The sequence below is a fragment of the Pseudomonas sp. DWP2-2 genome, assembly GCF_049897065.1.
Taxonomy (GTDB): domain Bacteria; phylum Pseudomonadota; class Gammaproteobacteria; order Pseudomonadales; family Pseudomonadaceae; genus Aquipseudomonas; species Aquipseudomonas paracarnis.
The window spans coordinates 1-15,405 of record NZ_JAFCVN010000011.1 but is presented as its reverse complement, the minus strand read 5'-3'; the positions used below and the strand labels follow the sequence as shown (position 1 = coordinate 15,405).

Sequence of the window (15,405 nt, the reverse complement as noted above, 5' to 3'; positions counted from 1 at the left end):
TCGCTTAATGTTATAGAATAACGTCAATATTTTGCCTGCGTGTGATCCTTAACTTATGACTGACGCTATGACTTTACGCAAACGCCTGCTATCCATCGACGCCCTGCGCGGCCTGGTGATCCTGTTCATGTTGCTGGACCACGTGCGTGAAACCTTCCTGCTGCACCGCCAGGTCAGCGACCCCATGAGCATAGACAGCACCGAGCCTGCGTTGTTTTTCAGCCGCACCCTGGCTCACTTGTGTGCGCCGGTGTTTGTGCTGCTCACCGGATTGTCGGCTTGGCTGTACGGTCAGAAATATCAGGGTCGTCGCGACGTGTCGGCATTCTTGTTCAAGCGCGGGCTGTTCCTGGTGGTGCTGGAATTCACCCTGGTCAACTTCGCGTGGACCTTCCAACTGCCGCCCAGCGTGATCTACATGCAAGTGATCTGGGCCATCGGCATCAGCATGATCGCCCTCGCCGCGTTGGTCTGGCTACCGCGTGCCTGGCTGATCGGCTTGGCGCTGGTGATTATCGCCGGGCACAACCTGCTCGATGGGCTGCACTTCGCACCGGGTTCGATGTTGCATGTGCCGTGGACGATCCTGCATGAACGCAACTGGATTGAAGTCTCTGAAAACCTGCGCCTGCGCACCACCTACCCGGTGCTGCCATGGATCGGTGTGATTGCCCTGGGTTACGGCCTCGGGCCATGGTTTGCCAATGCCACGCTGCCGGCTGTGCGTCAGCGTTATTTACTGGTCGCGGGGGTGGGCGCGTTGGTGGGCTTTGGGTTGTTGCGAGCGCTCAACGGCTATGGCGAGCAGCCTTGGCAGGCGTATGACAGCAGCGTGCTGACGCTGATGAGCTTTTTCAATATCACCAAGTACCCGCCTTCGCTGTTGTTCCTGGCGTTGACTCTGGGGATTGGCTTGCTGTTGCTGCTGGCGTTTGAACGCGCCGGGCATAAGCGCTGGATCGGCGTGCTGGCAGTGTTCGGCGCGGCGCCGATGTTCTTTTATCTGTTGCACCTCTATGTATTGAAAATCCTCTATGTGGCCTGCGTTGCGCTGTTTGGCCTCAACCATGGCACTTACTTTGGCTTCGACGATATCGGTGCGGTGTGGCTGGCAGCGCTGCTGTTGCCGATTGCCCTGTACTTGCCCGTGCGTTGGTTCGCCGGCCTGAAAGCACGGCGGCGGGACCTGGCGTGGCTCAAATACCTCTGACCTGATGCAGGGGGCGAATATTGCCCCCTCCCCTTGTAGGAGCGAGCTTGCTCGCGAAAAACTCACAGGCGCCACGTTCATTCAGAAGCTACGCGTAATCGTTGGCGTTTTTCGCGAGCAAGCTCGCTCCTACAGTTTGACTCAGCACGCAGTTGCCGAGCGGCGGTGACCATATGAATGAGCGCCGCCTCGGTCTCCGGCCAGCCCCGCGTCTTCAAGCCGCAATCGGGGTTCACCCATAAGCGCTCTGCCGGAATCCGCTTGGCGGCCTTGCGCAGCAAATTGGCCATTTCCGAGGCATCCGGCACCCGCGGCGAGTGAATGTCGTAGACCCCCGGGCCGATCTCATTCGGGTAGGCGAAGGCTTCGAACGCGTCGAGCAGCTCCATGTCCGAGCGGGAGGTTTCGATGGTGATCACGTCGGCATCCATGGCGGCGATGGACTCGATCACATCGTTGAACTCGCTGTAGCACATGTGGGTGTGGATCTGGGTTTCATCGCCCACGCCACTCGCGCACAAACGAAACACCTCAGTCGCCCAGTCCAGGTAGTGCTGCCACTGCGCCTGGCGCAACGGCAAGCCCTCACGAAAAGCCGCTTCGTCGATCTGCACGATCTTGATGCCGGCCGCTTCCAGGTCCACCACTTCGTCACGAATCGCCAGGGCCAGTTGCCGGGCCTGCACTTCGCGGCTCAGGTCTTCCCGTGGGAACGACCACATCAACATGGTCACCGGGCCTGTGAGCATGCCCTTCATCACCTTGTCGGTGAGGCCTTGGGCATAGCGAATCCACTCCACGGTCATGGCGTTCGGGCGGCTCAGGTCACCGACAATCACTGCGGGTTTCACACAGCGCGAACCATAGCTCTGCACCCAGCCGAACCGGGTGAACGCGTAGCCATCCAGTTGTTCGGCGAAGTACTCGACCATGTCGTTACGCTCGGCTTCACCGTGCACCAACACATCCAGGCCGAGATTTTCCTGCACCTCGACAGCGTGCTTGATCTCACTGTGCATGGCTTCGACGTATTCGGCGTGGCTCAACTTGCCCGCCCTGTACGACTGACGCGCCAGGCGGATCGACGCAGTCTGTGGGAACGAGCCGATGGTGGTGGTCGGGAACAGCGGCAAGTTAAGGCCGGCCCGTTGCTTTTCGATGCGCTGGGCAAACGGCGACTGGCGCTGGCTGTCCCGTGCAGTGATGGCCGCTACACGAGCTTGAACGGCAGGCTTGTGAATGCGTGGCGATGCAGCACGAGCTGCCTGCACCGCGCGGCTCGCAGCCAGGGCGGTGAGTACGCCAGGGGCTTCGGGCTGATCGACGGCCTTGGCCAGTAGCGCCACTTCCGCGCACTTCTGCACGGCGAAGGCCAGCCAGCTTTTCAGTTCGGCACCCAACTGATCTTCCCGCTCCAGGTCCACCGGGCTGTGCAGCAGCGAGCAGGACGGCGCGACCCACAGGCGATCGCCCAACTTCTCATGGGCATGCTGCAAGGTGGCCAGGGCTTTTTCCAGGTCGCAACGCCACACGTTTCGGCTGTTGACCACGCCCAGGGACAGCACCTTGTACGCTGGCAGGCGGTCGAGAATGGTCGGGTACTGGTCCGGCGCACGCACCAGGTCGATATGCAGGCCATCCACCGGAAGGTTGGCAGCCAGGCCAAGGTTTTCTTCCAGGCCGCCGAAGTAAGTGGCCACCAATTTTTTCAGCGGGTCGCGCTGGATCAGGTTATAGGCGCGCTCGAAAGCGTTCTTCCAATCCTGAGGCAGATCGAGCGCCAGGATTGGCTCGTCGATCTGCACCCACTCAACGCCCAATTCGGCCAGGCGCTGGAATATCTGGCCATACAGCGGCAGCAGTCGCTCGAGCAGGTCGAGCTTGTCGAAGTCAGCGCCCTTGGCCTTGCCCAGCCACAAATAGGTCAGCGGGCCGATCACCACGGGCTTGACGCTGTGCCCCAGGTCGAGGGCTTCCTGGACCTCTTCGAAGAGTTGGTCCCACGCCAGGTGGAATTGCTGATCGACGCTGAACTCCGGCACCAGGTAGTGATAGTTGGTGTCGAACCACTTGGTCATCTCCTGGGCATGGGCACCGCCGCAGCAGCTGTCACTGACGCCACGGGCCATGGCGAACAAGGTATGCAACGTGGCCTGGCCATCCGCCGGGCGGAACCGCTCAGGGACCACACCGAACATCAACGAATGGGTCAGCACCTGGTCGTACCAGGCGAAATCACCGACCGGCAACAGGTCGATACCGGCTTGCTGTTGCAGCGCCCAGTGGGTGCTGCGCAAATCACGGCCAACGGCGCGCAGGCCGGCTTCGTCGAGCTCACCCTTCCAGAACGCTTCCTGCGCTTTTTTCAGTTCACGATCGCGTCCAATGCGTGGAAACCCGAGGGAATGAGCGACTGCCATGACTTACAACTCCGATGGTGTGATTGATGGCGGTCATTGTCGACAGAGGGGTGTCTTGAGACAAACTCATTCTGTTCTAGATCATCACAAGATTTACTCATGTTCAGGTAAGCAGGATATTCGCGGCGCTATTGTTGATGTGTGGGGTGCCAGGACGGCCGTCATCGCGGCCTCGCTGAGGCTCGAGCGCTCCCACAGGAGGCGGCATGATTCTTATGAACGGTCATACTTACGCCCTATGCTTAACGTGGCGCGCAAAATCCGCCGGCTAACCTTTCGATCTGTTCCAAGTGCGGGCACAATGCGTGTCCTTTTTTGGCAGGCACCGCCGCAGGCTCTCAAAAATGATCAAAACGCCGTACTACCTCATCGATAAACAGAAGCTTCTGGTCAACATGCAGAAGATTGCCTACGTGCGCGAACAGTCCGGCGCCAAGGCTCTGCTGGCGCTCAAGTGCTTTGCCACCTGGTCGGTATTCGACTTGATGCAGCAATACATGGACGGCACCACCTCGTCGTCGCTGTATGAGCTCAAGCTCGGTCGCCAGAAGTTCGAAGGCGAAGCGCACGCCTACAGCGTGGCCTGGGCCGACGATGAAATCGAAGAGATGCTGGAGAACTGCGACAAGATCATCTTCAACTCCATCAGCCAGCTGCAGCGTTTTGCCGAACGCAGCGAAGGCAAGACCCGCGGCCTGCGTGTGAACCCGCAGGTGAGCAGCTCTGACTACCTGCTGGCCGACCCGGCGCGCCCGTTCAGCCGCCTGGGCGAGTGGGACCCGGTGAAGATCGATGGCGTGATCGATCAGATCTCCGGTTTCATGTTCCACAACAACTGCGAGAACGGTGACTTCAGCCTGTTCGACAAGATGCTCGGCACCATCGAGGAACGCTTCGGTGAACTGCTGCACAAGGTCAAGTGGGTCAGCCTCGGCGGCGGCATCCATTTCACCGGCGAAGGCTATGCACTGGATGCATTCTGCGCACGGCTCAAAGCGTTCTCCGAGAAGTACGGCGTGCAGGTCTACCTGGAACCCGGCGAAGCGGCGATCACCAACAGCGCCTCCCTGGAAGTCACCGTGCTCGACACTCTCTACAACGGCAAGAATCTCGCCGTGGTCGACAGCTCCATCGAAGCCCACCTGCTGGACCTGCTGATCTACCGCCTCAACGCCAAACTGGCGCCGAGCGAGGGTGAACACACCTACATGGTGTGCGGCAAATCCTGCCTGGCCGGGGACATCTTCGGCGAGTATCAATTTGATCGTCCGCTGGCCATCGGCGATCGGCTGTCGTTCATCGACACCGCAGGCTACACCATGGTCAAGAAAAACTGGTTCAACGGCCTGAAAATGCCGTCCATCGTAGTGAAACAACTCGACGGTACAGTCGAGGTGGTTCGTGAATTTGGTTACGACGACTACCTGTCCAGCCTGTCCTGAGCTGGCGGATAAAGGAGAGATAAAGCAATTGAAAAAGAACGTTCTTATCATTGGTGCAGGAGGTGTCGCCAAGGTGGTGGCCCACAAGTGCGCGCAGCACAACGACGAACTCGGTCGTATTGCTATCGCGTCGCGCAACATCTCCAAATGCCAGGCCATCATCGACAGCGTCAAGGCCAAGGGTAGCCTCAAGGTTCCCGCCGATATCCAAGCCTTCGCGCTGAACGCCCTGGACGTGGAAGCGACCAAGACCCTGATCCGCGAGACTGATTCGCAGATCGTCATCAACGTCGGCTCCGCCTTCCTCAACATGTCGGTACTGCGTGCCTGCATCGACACGGGCGTGGCTTACCTCGACACCGCCATCCACGAAGAGCCGGGCAAGGTCTGCGAGACCCCGCCGTGGTACGGCAACTACGAGTGGAACCACCTGCAAGAGTGCAAACAGAAGAACATCACCGCCATCCTTGGCGTGGGCTTCGACCCAGGTGTCGTCAACGCGTATGCCGCGCTGGCGCAGCAACAGCATTTCGACCGCATTGATTCGATCGACATTCTCGACGTCAATGCCGGCTCCCATGGCAAATACTTCGCCACCAATTTCGATCCGGAAATCAACTTCCGCGAATTCACCGGGCAGGTGTGGAGCTGGCAGAACAGCCAGTGGACCAGCAACACCATGTTCGAAGTCAAACGCACCGACGACCTGCCGGTAGTCGGTTCGCAGAACCTCTACCTCACCGGCCACGATGAAGTGCACTCGCTGTCGAAAAACCTCGACGTGCCCAACGTGCGTTTCTGGATGAGCTTCGGCGAACACTACATCAACGTGTTCACCGTGCTGAAAAACCTCGGCCTGCTTTCCGAACAGCCGGTCAAGACCGCCGAAGGCCTGGAAGTGGTGCCGTTGAAAGTGGTCAAGGCCGTGCTGCCCGACCCGTCTTCGCTCGCCCCGGGCTACACCGGCAAGACCTGCATCGGTGACCTGGTCAAAGGCACCAAGGATGGCCAACCGCGTGAGATGTTCATCTACAACGTGGCTGATCACGAAGAGGCCTATGCCGAGACCGACAGCCAGGGCATCTCCTACACCGCAGGCGTACCACCGGTAGCCGCTGCGCTGCTGGTGGCGCGTGGCGAGTGGGATGTGAAGCATATGGCCAACGTCGAGGAACTACCGGCCGAGCCGTTCCTCAAGGCGCTGGATGTGATGGGCTTACCGACTCGGATCAAAGACGAAAACGGTGATCGGGCCTGGGATGCGACGGCCTCATAGGCCATAGCTGACCGAGCAAAAGAATGCGCCCCAAGGGGCGCATTTTTTGTTTGGGCTCACCCACAGCTCAAAGAACAATACAGATTCAAAATGTGGGAGCGGGCTTGCCTGCGAAGGCGGTTTGTCAGTCAATGATTTTTCCACTGAACCACCGCCATCGCAGGCAAGCCAGCTCCCACAATGAGTCGCCGGTGTATCCGGGGCTTCGGCTCACTCCAGGTTCCGCGCCGAATTATTCCGCGCCCTTGAGCACTGCCACAGCACGGGGGCTCATATTGGCGCAGGCGTGGCCTGGTATAGCTTGTTGGATAGGTTGAAGGTCCGTTAGATCGCCAATCGCTCTTGCAACTGTCAATTCCAACAGGTTACCGCCTAGGGGAATGCCGTTAGTCTGAGCGAGCCCGTCATAGATTGGCTCACCCATTCACCATGTGCGAAAGGAATCGTCCATGAAACGGCAAACCTCTTCAAACACCCTCACGGCACGCTTGGCTGGCCTGGTCTATAGCACCTGCTGCTACCTGGTGTTCTTATTCACCCTGCTGTACATGATGGGCTTCGTGGGGGCTGTGGTCGTACCCAAACACATCGAGTCCGGCGCACGCATCGACTGGGCGCTGGCACTCATGATCAATGCGTCACTGATCATTGTGTTTGGCGTCCGGCACAGCACCATGGCGCGTAAACGCTTCAAGCGCTGGCTGGCAGTCTTCGCCCTGGCAGCGGTGGAGCGTTCCACCTATGTGTTGCTCTCCAGCCTGATGCTCGCGCTGCTGTTCTGGCAGTGGCGGCCTATTACGCACACCGTTTGGGAAGTTGACGCCGCCTGGGCCAAGGCATTGCTGAGCGGCCTGTTCTGGCTGGGCTGGGGCATTGTGGTGCTGGCAACCTGTTTGATCAGTCACTTCGAGTTGTTCGGGCTGAAGCAGGCCATTGATCGTTGGCGCAACGCCCCACCCTCAGGCCTGACATTCAGGACGCCGCTGCTCTACAAAGTCGTGCGTCATCCGCTGTACCTGGGCTTCCTGATCGCCTTTTGGGCAACGCCGCATATGACCGTAGGGCATCTGCTGTTTGCCCTGGGGATGTCGGTGTATCTCTTCATCGGCGCCCGTTTCGAAGAACGGGATTTGGTGGCGCTGTTTGGTGAGCGGTATCGGCGCTATCAGCGTGAGGTGGGCATGATCGTGCCACGCCTCAACAGGCCCCGTCGTTAGCGCTCGAGTGTGTCGCACGCTCTGCGTGGGAATGCACTCAAATCCAGGGCATATATTTCATCGGTAGCTGCTGCGCTGCTGGTTGCGTGTAACGAGTGGAACACGAAGTACATGTCCAACGTCAAGGAGCTGCTGGCCGAGCCACTCCTCCCAACGCTGGATGTGACGGGCTTGCTGACTCGAAGTAGAAACAGAAATGGCGATCGGGCTTAGGATGCAATCGCCTACAAGCGATAGCTGACAGAGCAAAAAATGCATCTGAAGGGGCACACTTTTAGTTTGGGCGAGCATCGACCTCGAAATCAACGAAGGTAAAAAAAGCGATTTGATAATCCGAGATACTATTTTGGTATCATCGGATATTCGCCATCAACCCACCACATAAACAAGGATGTTGATAAATGACTCCTCGCCCATTCAAGCCCCTGGCGCTTGCTGCTCTTTTTATAGGTTTAGCAGGCTGTAAAATGGCGCCACCTCTTAATGGCTATACGCAGTATTACCAGTCGGCAAATGGATTCACGCCAGAAATCATCGCGGCAGAGCGCTCAGGGCCGCCCCCCACTGTGCCGATAATCGACCATGCCACACTAAGCACCTACGAAAACGTCGCAAGAACTTGGTTCCGTCGTGGATACGCAGCTGTTGGTAAATCCGAATTCAATTCGTCCATGCCGATTCCTGAACAACAAGCTATTGATCAGGCAAAGGCCATTAAGGCTGATCTAGTAATCATTATCGAACCGCAATACCAAGGCACCACGACTACCACGACGAAAGTATCCAGACCTACATCCAGCACTTCTGTTACGTCAGTCACGGCAGGCAAACTGAACGGTTCGGCAACCACCTCGACATACGGTACTACAACGGATTACGTGCCGATTACCCAGAAGCAAGTAGCCTATGGCGCACTCTACTTTGTCAAAGCACATATCATCCTTGGCGCAGCCACTATTGAACTGGATGAAGCAGAACGTCAGTCTCGTCAGACGAACTATGGCGTGAAAATCACGATGGTTTCCGATGACTCACCCGCTTTCAAAGCCGACTTACTGATCGGAGATACTATAGAGAAGCTTGATGGCCAGCGCATCAGCAGTGCGGCTCATCTATCGAGCTTGATTAATGCGAAGAAAGGTCAAGTCATCAATTTGTCCCTAACCCGCAAAGGTAAGGCTTTCGAGAAATCAATCCAACTCAACAATTGACGCTTGATCACCAGTCAGATAGCGCCTACCCATCGGCCTAGGCAGTGATCACTTCCAAGCTCTGCATTGGCACCAGAAAGTGCGCCCCGCAAGGCGTGGCGCTATGGTGAACGCTATCGGTAGAACGACTGTGCCGCGGCTGAACAAGCCCATAGCCAACCTTAGCTTGTTCGTTAAGATCATCAACGATAACGCAGATAACCTGGATGACCGCAGGGCCTGGGCTTTTTTCGCGAGCAAGCTCGCTCCTACAGTTCAACGAACAATAGAGATCAAATGTGGGAGCTCGCTTGCCTGCGATGGCGCTGTGTCAGCCAGCATATGCGGCGCTGAAAAACCGCTATCGCCGGCAAGCCAGCCCCCACAGAGGATTTGCGGCGTTAGGATATTTCCCACAGCTGTTTCAGGTTGTCGCTCGGAACTTCACTGACTAACCTCTGGGCCGTCGCTGCCAATTCAGCGGCCGGATTTGACCGTCCGACTCCCAACTGCATCTGTGCCACATCGAATCAGGCGTTTTCTTTACGCCTGCTGTATCGTGTCGCGGCAGCTGTACGCGGGATACCTCCGGGTATGCCGGGCTCCTTGGGACCGGTCGGTCAACCCGCGTATAGCTGCCACCCTAATTCGTTTGACCGCGAACCGTGGCAGCTCCATATCCCTTGGAGTTTCACCATGATCAAAGACAGCCCCAACCCACCAGAACAACTCTTCAACGTGCGCCCCGGCCTAGGCACCGAAACCCTGCTGATCAACGCCTCCCAGGATCTAGCCTCCATCAATGACATCGCTACTCATCTTGCCTTTGAAATCGACGGTACCCAACGCAACGTAGCGCTGGGCATCTGCCGCATGCTCGAAGGTGTGCAGTTGCTCGTGGACAAGGCTCGGGATGACACCCACCCAGCCACTTGACCTGATGCTCGCGCCGCGCCCTTAACCACTGTAGGAGCGAGCTTGCTCGCGAAGATCGTCAACGATGACGCGGGCAACCTGGATGACCGCAGAGCCTGGGCGTTTTTCGCGAGCAAGCTCGCTCCTACAGTGATCGATGGCGCTGTGTCAGCCAGCACATCCAGCACTGAAAAACCGCTATCGCAGGCAAGCCAGCTCCCACAGGGGGACCGAGTTCAAAACACCGACCACCCAATCCGCTCACTCAACAATTCCAACGCCTTCATCCCCGCCAGCGAGTTGCCCGCTGCGTTCAACTCCGGCGACCATACGCACACCGTAAACTGCCCCGGCACCACCGCGACGATCCCGCCGCCGACCCCGCTCTTGCCCGGCAGGCCCACGCGGTATGCAAAATTGCCCGCCTCGTCATACAGCCCGCTGGTGGCCATGATCGAGTTCACTTGCTTGGTCTGGCGCGCCGTCAGCACCTGCTCGCCACTGTGGGCACTCACGCCTTCATTGGCCAGGAAGCTGAACGCTCGGGCCAGGTCCAGGCAGCTCATCTGCAACGCGCAATAGTTGAAGTAGCTGTGCAGCACCGCGTCCACATCGTTATGAAAGTTGCCGAACGACTTCATCAGGTAGGCCATGGCCGCATTGCGCGCACCATGCTGGGCTTCAGATTCGGCCACGACGCTGTTGACCAGGATCTGCGGATTGCCCGACAGGCGCCGTACAAAGTCGCGCATCGACAGAATCGGCACGGCGAAGCGTGACTGGTTGATGTCGCAGATCACCAGCGCGCCAGCGTTGATAAAGGGGTTGCGCGGGCGGCCACGCTCGAATTCCAGCTGCACCATGGAGTTGAACGGCTGCCCCGAGGGCTCGTGGCCCAAGCGCTCCCAGATGGATTCGCCGCCATGGTCGATGGCCTGCACCAGGCTGAAGACCTTGGAAATGCTTTGCACCGAAAACAGCGTGTCTGCATCTCCAGCGCAGTAGGCCGTGCCGTCGTTGCCGTATACCGCGATGCCGAGTTGGTTGGCGGGCACGTCGGCCAGCGCGGGAATGTAATCGGCGACTTTGCCGAGGCCGATCAAGGGGCGCACTTCGTCGAGGATCGACTCCAGCAGCGCCTGCATAGCTTGTCCTGTCATCTTTGTTCGAATCAGTGGTAAACGAGGCGCGGAGGATACGTCAATGGGCGCGCAACACCCACACAATCTCTACCACCCGCTCGGCAATCACCACGTAGATCAGGATCAACCACAGTTGCAACGCCAAGTGATAACGCAACTTGGCCAGGCGGCGGATGCCGTCGCTGACGTTCAACAGCATCAGCACCGTGGACAGCACAATCAAGCCCCAGCCCGCGACGCTGGAGGCGAAGATACCGATCAGCAACTCGCGTGGTCCCACCAGCGCGTTGGTCCCCGCCGCAAACAACAACGCGCAGACCAACAGGTTTTTAACATTGTCGAAAATCTGCGTGCTCAGGTCGTTTTCCAGCAACGCCAGGTACCGCGTCCATAAAGTGCGCATGCTTGAGTACCGAGTGGGAAGGCTCGTCAATCAAGGTAGTTCAATTGTGGACGCTGTCGAGCTTTGGCCAGGCTCAGAAATACGCCACATCCGACACTTCTGCATCCAGCACATCCTGGGCCAACGCCCAGGCGCGATCCTTGGACTCCACCACCAGCAGCGGGTAACCCCAGGCCTTGCCGAACGTCACGGCAAAGGGCTTGAGGGCCAGGCGCTTGGCAGCGCTGGGCTCCACCTGGATCATGCCTTTGACGTAAGCGCGCAAGGCAGCCTTGTTTTTCTTCATCCAGATAGAAGCGCGCTTGCGCTCTTCGTGGGCGTGTTCGTGATTGTTCTCATCCACGGCCTTTTCGTGCAGCAGCAAGAAGGGCTGCTCACGCGCCAGCAGACGTTCGAATGTCAGGAAGGCGTCTTCCGGCGCTCCCTCGCTAGGCGCGTCGAAAAAGATTTTCACCACCGGGAAAGTTGAACTGTCGAGTCGCATGGCAAAGCTCCTTTGATGAGATTGGTTCTCATCATAGGGCGCATGACGCTGGACAGCATTGCATAGAATAGCCAGAATATTTCGCAATCCAGCCAAGGCAGTTATCAGCATGGTTCATCACCGCCTCGACCAATACGACCCCTGCCGGGTCCGGGACGCCGCCGCGATCCCTCGCTCGATTGTTGCAGTGGGCGCCTCGAGTACGTCCGAACGCTGGGAACATATCCCTCACCACCATCAACACGGGCAATTGATCTACACCTTGCGCGGCGTGGTGCATTGTGTGATCGAGGCGGGTATCTGGATCGTGCCGCCGCAATGCGCATTGTGGATTCCCGGCGGTGTGACCCACGCGGCCCGTGGCGCTGGCGAAGCAGATGTATATTGCCTGTTGATCAGCCCGGACGCCGCCAGCGCCCTGCCCCGGCAATGTTGCACGCTGTCGGTGTCGCCATTGCTGCACGAATTGATCGGCAAGGCGGTCAGCTTCCCGCAGCTCTACGACGAAGACGGCGCCCCGGGCCGGCTGGTGGCGACGTTACTCGACGAGTTGGCCTTGGCCCCCCTCGAGGCCCTGCATTTGCCCATGCCCCAGGACCCTCGCTTGCATCGGCTGGCCACCAGCTTATTGGCCAACCCCGGCGACAAATCGACCCTGGGCGAATGGGCCGTGCGCATCGGCATGAGCGAACGCAGCATGACCCGCCTGCTGCTGGAAGAGATCGGCCTGAGCTTCGGTCGCTGGCGCCGGCAGTTGCATGTAATCCTTTCACTGCAGCGCCTGGCCAACGGCGAGAGTGTGCAGAGCGTGGCGCTGGACCTGGGTTATGAAAATGCCAGCGGGTTTATCACCATGTTCCGCAAGGCCATGGGCCAACCGCCGGCGCGTTACCTGGCAGACCGAGCCAGTACCGTCGGGCCGCACAGCAACGTGTCAACTATCGCCTTGACGTGAGGTTTTGATGATCGTTCCCACGCTCTGCGTGGGAATGCCTCGTGTGCCGCTCCGCGTCACGCTTAGGGACGCAGAGCGTCCTGGGCTGTGTTCCCACGCAGAGCGTGGGAACACTCCACCCGACTCAGTTCTTGTAGTCGGTATCGGTACGCTCAAGCTGGCGCACCAGCGCATTCCAATGCCGCGCCACGCCCGGGCCTTCGCCATTGCTGAACACCTTGGCCTGCTGCTCGACCTTGGCCACCACGTCAGCCGGTGGGAAGATCAACTCGGCATTCCCCGCTGCCTGTGCCGCAATCTGGATGTTGCAGGCCCGCTCCAGGCTTTGTAGTTGCTGGAAGGCATGCTCGACGCTGACGCCGCCCGTCAACAAGCCGTGGTTACGCAGGATCATCACACTCTTGTCGCCCAAATCCGCCACCAGCCGTTCACGCTCGTCCAGGTCCAGCGCCACGCCTTCGTAACCGTGGTAAGCCACACGCCCCGAGAATGCTATAGCGTGCTGGGAGATCGGCAACAACCCCTGCTTCTGCGCCGACACCGCAATACCGTCGCGGGTGTGGGTGTGCAGCACCGCTTGCAAATCATGGCGTGCGCCGTGGATGGCGCTGTGGATCACATAGCCGGCGTAGTTGATCCCCAGGCCCGTAGGGTCATCGACAAGGGTGCCGTCCAGATCGACCTTGACCAGGTTGGAGGCGCTGATTTCGTCGAACAACAGCCCGAAAGCATTGATCAGGAAATGCTCCTCGGCCCCTGGCACCCGCGCTGAGAAATGCGTGTAGATATGATCGGTCCACTTGTACAACGCCGCCAGTCGGTAGGCCGCGGCCAACTTGACCCGCACCTCCCACTCTTGCGGTGTGACCCGCTGGCGCACATTGCTCAAGACACTGGAAATCGGCGTGACGCTACTCATGGCAAATCTTCCTGGATGACCTAAGGGACTTCCAGGCAAGACTAGGGGATGGTCATAAATAATAAAAAGCACATTTTAATCTAAGCTAATTATTATATTTTTTTATAAAAAATAGCAGTGGCAGCTTTCAGGCCGCCACAGGATCTCGTTCCTTTTCCACCGATCAACTCAGCAGGTTCAACGCCCGTTGTTGAGTTTCTCGTTGATTGCATCCGTTTGCCGTTCAATGTCCTTGATCGAGGTCGGCGTCACGACTTTGTCGATGGTGTCAGTCTTGGGGTTCGCAGGTTCAAGCGTCTGCCCTTTGGTGGCCTGGGCATTACCTTTTTGCGCATCTTCAGAGCTGACGGGGTCGGGGGTTTTATCGGCGGTTTTACGATCAGTCACAGTGCAATCCTCCTGGCAGTGGCAGGCCCCTGAGATGGCGGCCCTATGCAGCAGAACCCTGCGAATCCGGATTGGTTCAAGTCAATTGCCTCGCCACACCACTGGGCAAAAAAGCGCAAAAAAATTTAAACCTTTTACCCGCCTCTCGATTCAACAGTCAGGTAACGGCATCCCGCCATTTCCAAGGAGAGACACCATGAAAACTCGACTGATGAAACCGATGGGCCTTACCTTCATGCTGATTGCAGGCTCGATTTCCACCGCGATGGCGGCGACCTCCAACGACTTTGTCGACAACGCCGCCGAGGGCGGTATCACCGAGGTGGAAGCGGGCAAACTGGCCCTGGAAAAAAGCAGCTCGGCGGACGTAAAGACCTTCGCCCAGCATATGGTCACAGACCACACCAAGGCCAATCAGGAACTGATGGCCCTGGCGAAAAAACTCGATATCGAAGTACCCGATGACGCTGCGCTCACCGACCAGGCGAAGAAAGCCATCCTGGAAATGCGCGATGAATCCTTCGACAAGGCCTATGCCAACAACCAGGTAGCGGCCCATGAAAAAACCGTCGAACTGTTCAAGAAAGAAGCGGCCTCCTCGGACAATCCCGAGCTGAAAGCCTTCGCCACCAAGACCCTGCCCACCCTTGAAGCCCACCTGAAAATGGCCAAGGAACTGCAAACCAAATACGCCCATTAATCCATCCATGACCCAAGGAGACACTCGACCATGAGCTCGCAACTCAACGGCAAGCACATCCTCGTCATCACCTCCAACACCGGCATCGAGCGCGACGAGTTGCTCAAGCCTCTGGAGACACTGCGTGGCTACGGCGCGACCGTGACGCACGCCTCCAGCAAAGGCGGCACAACCCAGACATTTGTCGGCGACACGGAAAAAGACCAGACCGTGGAATCAGACGTGCAACTGTCGGATGTTGTCAGCGCCGACTTCGATGCGCTGGTCATCCCGGGCGGTACAGTGAACGCCGATACACTGCGCCAGGATGCCGCCGCGCTGCGCTTGATCAATGAGTTCGTGCAGGCCGGCAAGACCATCGCGGCGATCTGCCACGGGCCATGGACCCTGATCGACGCTGGCGTGGTCAAGGGCAAAACCCTGACCGCCTATAAAAGCGTGCGCATCGACCTTGAAAACGCCGGCGCTGCCGGCGTGGTGGATGCCGAGGTTAAAGAGTGCCAGGCCAATGGCTGGACCTTGATCACCTCGCGCACGCCGGACGATCTACCGGCGTTCAATGAGGCGATTGCCAAGGCCGTCGGCGGCTGATCGGTTGACCGCAATGAAAACAGGCGCCCCATGGGCTAATGCCAGTCAGTTAAGAGCTCGAGCAGACAACCAGTGACTTGTGGCGAGGGAGCTTGCTCCCGCTGGACTGCGTAGCAGTCCCATTTTTGGGGCCGCTTCGCGCCCCAGCGGGAGC

General features: G+C 58.4%; 15 protein-coding genes. 9 read left to right on the top strand and 6 right to left on the bottom strand.

All coding sequences use genetic code 11. From position 1 onward, the window contains the following. Positions 1 to 55: 55 nt before the first annotated feature. Positions 56 to 1,210 (top strand): DUF1624 domain-containing protein, encoded by a 1,155-nt coding sequence (locus tag ACP7CZ_RS21105; RefSeq protein WP_072447773.1) that lies wholly within the window; start codon positions 56 to 58, stop codon positions 1,208 to 1,210. A 77-nt stretch (positions 1,211 to 1,287) separates the two neighbouring features. Here ACP7CZ_RS21105 and metE read toward each other — a convergent pair whose 3' ends face one another. After that, complete coding sequence (gene metE / locus ACP7CZ_RS21100) at positions 1,288 to 3,630, bottom strand: 5-methyltetrahydropteroyltriglutamate--homocysteine S-methyltransferase (protein ID WP_089042575.1); 2,343 nt, start codon at positions 3,628 to 3,630, stop codon at positions 1,288 to 1,290. 344 nt (positions 3,631 to 3,974) lie between these two features. Between metE and ACP7CZ_RS21095 the strand changes: the two genes are divergently transcribed. The 5 genes from ACP7CZ_RS21095 (at position 3,975) to ACP7CZ_RS21075 (ending at position 9,691) form a co-directional block, all read left to right on the top strand. Beyond that, a complete protein-coding gene (locus ACP7CZ_RS21095; protein WP_005787689.1) occupies positions 3,975 to 5,072 on the top strand; it encodes a carboxynorspermidine decarboxylase in 1,098 nt (365 codons plus the stop codon). A gap of 28 nt (positions 5,073 to 5,100) precedes the next feature. Next, positions 5,101 to 6,348, top strand: a complete 1,248-nt coding sequence (locus ACP7CZ_RS21090) for a saccharopine dehydrogenase family protein (RefSeq protein ID WP_294157022.1) — start codon at positions 5,101 to 5,103, stop codon at positions 6,346 to 6,348. Between the two features lie 449 nt (positions 6,349 to 6,797). Then, positions 6,798 to 7,565 carry a methanethiol S-methyltransferase gene (mddA, locus tag ACP7CZ_RS21085; RefSeq protein WP_054918535.1) on the top strand — a complete coding sequence of 256 codons (768 nt, stop codon included), beginning with the start codon at positions 6,798 to 6,800 and terminating at the stop codon, positions 7,563 to 7,565. A gap of 401 nt (positions 7,566 to 7,966) precedes the next feature. Further along, positions 7,967 to 8,776 (top strand): PDZ domain-containing protein, encoded by an 810-nt coding sequence (locus ACP7CZ_RS21080; RefSeq protein WP_089042574.1) that lies wholly within the window; start codon positions 7,967 to 7,969, stop codon positions 8,774 to 8,776. A 675-nt stretch (positions 8,777 to 9,451) separates the two neighbouring features. Beyond that, positions 9,452 to 9,691: a DUF6124 family protein gene (locus tag ACP7CZ_RS21075; protein ID WP_054918539.1), complete on the top strand. Its 240-nt coding sequence runs from the start codon at positions 9,452 to 9,454 to the stop codon at positions 9,689 to 9,691. Positions 9,692 to 9,906: 215 nt separating this feature from the next. On the opposite strand, the gene glsB is transcribed toward ACP7CZ_RS21075, so the two are convergent. The 3 genes from glsB to ACP7CZ_RS21060 form a co-directional block, all read right to left on the bottom strand. After that, positions 9,907 to 10,815, bottom strand: a complete 909-nt coding sequence (gene glsB / locus ACP7CZ_RS21070) for a glutaminase B (protein WP_014718789.1) — start codon at positions 10,813 to 10,815, stop codon at positions 9,907 to 9,909. 55 nt (positions 10,816 to 10,870) lie between these two features. Further along, a complete protein-coding gene (locus ACP7CZ_RS21065; protein WP_089042573.1) occupies positions 10,871 to 11,215 on the bottom strand; it encodes a hypothetical protein in 345 nt (114 codons plus the stop codon). Positions 11,216 to 11,288: 73 nt separating this feature from the next. After that, positions 11,289 to 11,699 carry a hypothetical protein gene (locus ACP7CZ_RS21060; protein ID WP_034125714.1) on the bottom strand — a complete coding sequence of 137 codons (411 nt, stop codon included), beginning with the start codon at positions 11,697 to 11,699 and terminating at the stop codon, positions 11,289 to 11,291. 109 nt (positions 11,700 to 11,808) lie between these two features. On the opposite strand from ACP7CZ_RS21060, the gene ACP7CZ_RS21055 reads away from it, so the two are divergent. Then, positions 11,809 to 12,654, top strand: a complete 846-nt coding sequence (locus ACP7CZ_RS21055) for an AraC family transcriptional regulator (protein ID WP_054897762.1) — start codon at positions 11,809 to 11,811, stop codon at positions 12,652 to 12,654. Between the two features lie 124 nt (positions 12,655 to 12,778). Here the strand turns inward: ACP7CZ_RS21055 and ACP7CZ_RS21050 are convergent, their stop codons facing one another. After that, positions 12,779 to 13,573 (bottom strand): class II aldolase/adducin family protein, encoded by a 795-nt coding sequence (locus ACP7CZ_RS21050; protein ID WP_072447767.1) that lies wholly within the window; start codon positions 13,571 to 13,573, stop codon positions 12,779 to 12,781. Between the two features lie 177 nt (positions 13,574 to 13,750). Continuing rightward, positions 13,751 to 13,960, bottom strand: a complete 210-nt coding sequence (locus ACP7CZ_RS21045; RefSeq protein WP_057977469.1) for a hypothetical protein — start codon at positions 13,958 to 13,960, stop codon at positions 13,751 to 13,753. Positions 13,961 to 14,156: 196 nt separating this feature from the next. On the opposite strand from ACP7CZ_RS21045, the gene ACP7CZ_RS21040 reads away from it, so the two are divergent. Both ACP7CZ_RS21040 and ACP7CZ_RS21035 read left to right on the top strand, forming a co-directional pair. Further along, a complete protein-coding gene (locus ACP7CZ_RS21040) occupies positions 14,157 to 14,660 on the top strand; it encodes a DUF4142 domain-containing protein (protein ID WP_020303039.1) in 504 nt (167 codons plus the stop codon). 30 nt (positions 14,661 to 14,690) lie between these two features. Then, positions 14,691 to 15,251 carry a type 1 glutamine amidotransferase domain-containing protein gene (locus ACP7CZ_RS21035; protein ID WP_003191729.1) on the top strand — a complete coding sequence of 187 codons (561 nt, stop codon included), beginning with the start codon at positions 14,691 to 14,693 and terminating at the stop codon, positions 15,249 to 15,251. Positions 15,252 to 15,405: the final 154 nt, after the last annotated feature.

Coding starts and splice junctions, on each gene's coding strand:
- ACP7CZ_RS21065 (WP_089042573.1), bottom strand. CDS start 11,215: ATGCGCACTTTATGGACGCGGTACCTGGCGTTGCTGGAAAACGACCTG.
- ACP7CZ_RS21035 (WP_003191729.1), top strand. CDS start 14,691: ATGAGCTCGCAACTCAACGGCAAGCACATCCTCGTCATCACCTCCAAC.
- glsB (WP_014718789.1), bottom strand. CDS start 10,815: ATGCAGGCGCTGCTGGAGTCGATCCTCGACGAAGTGCGCCCCTTGATC.
- mddA (WP_054918535.1), top strand. CDS start 6,798: ATGAAACGGCAAACCTCTTCAAACACCCTCACGGCACGCTTGGCTGGC.
- ACP7CZ_RS21095 (WP_005787689.1), top strand. CDS start 3,975: ATGATCAAAACGCCGTACTACCTCATCGATAAACAGAAGCTTCTGGTC.
- ACP7CZ_RS21040 (WP_020303039.1), top strand. CDS start 14,157: ATGAAAACTCGACTGATGAAACCGATGGGCCTTACCTTCATGCTGATT.
- ACP7CZ_RS21105 (WP_072447773.1), top strand. CDS start 56: ATGACTGACGCTATGACTTTACGCAAACGCCTGCTATCCATCGACGCC.
- ACP7CZ_RS21075 (WP_054918539.1), top strand. CDS start 9,452: ATGATCAAAGACAGCCCCAACCCACCAGAACAACTCTTCAACGTGCGC.
- ACP7CZ_RS21050 (WP_072447767.1), bottom strand. CDS start 13,573: ATGAGTAGCGTCACGCCGATTTCCAGTGTCTTGAGCAATGTGCGCCAG.
- ACP7CZ_RS21055 (WP_054897762.1), top strand. CDS start 11,809: ATGGTTCATCACCGCCTCGACCAATACGACCCCTGCCGGGTCCGGGAC.
- ACP7CZ_RS21080 (WP_089042574.1), top strand. CDS start 7,967: ATGACTCCTCGCCCATTCAAGCCCCTGGCGCTTGCTGCTCTTTTTATA.
- ACP7CZ_RS21060 (WP_034125714.1), bottom strand. CDS start 11,699: ATGCGACTCGACAGTTCAACTTTCCCGGTGGTGAAAATCTTTTTCGAC.
- metE (WP_089042575.1), bottom strand. CDS start 3,630: ATGGCAGTCGCTCATTCCCTCGGGTTTCCACGCATTGGACGCGATCGT.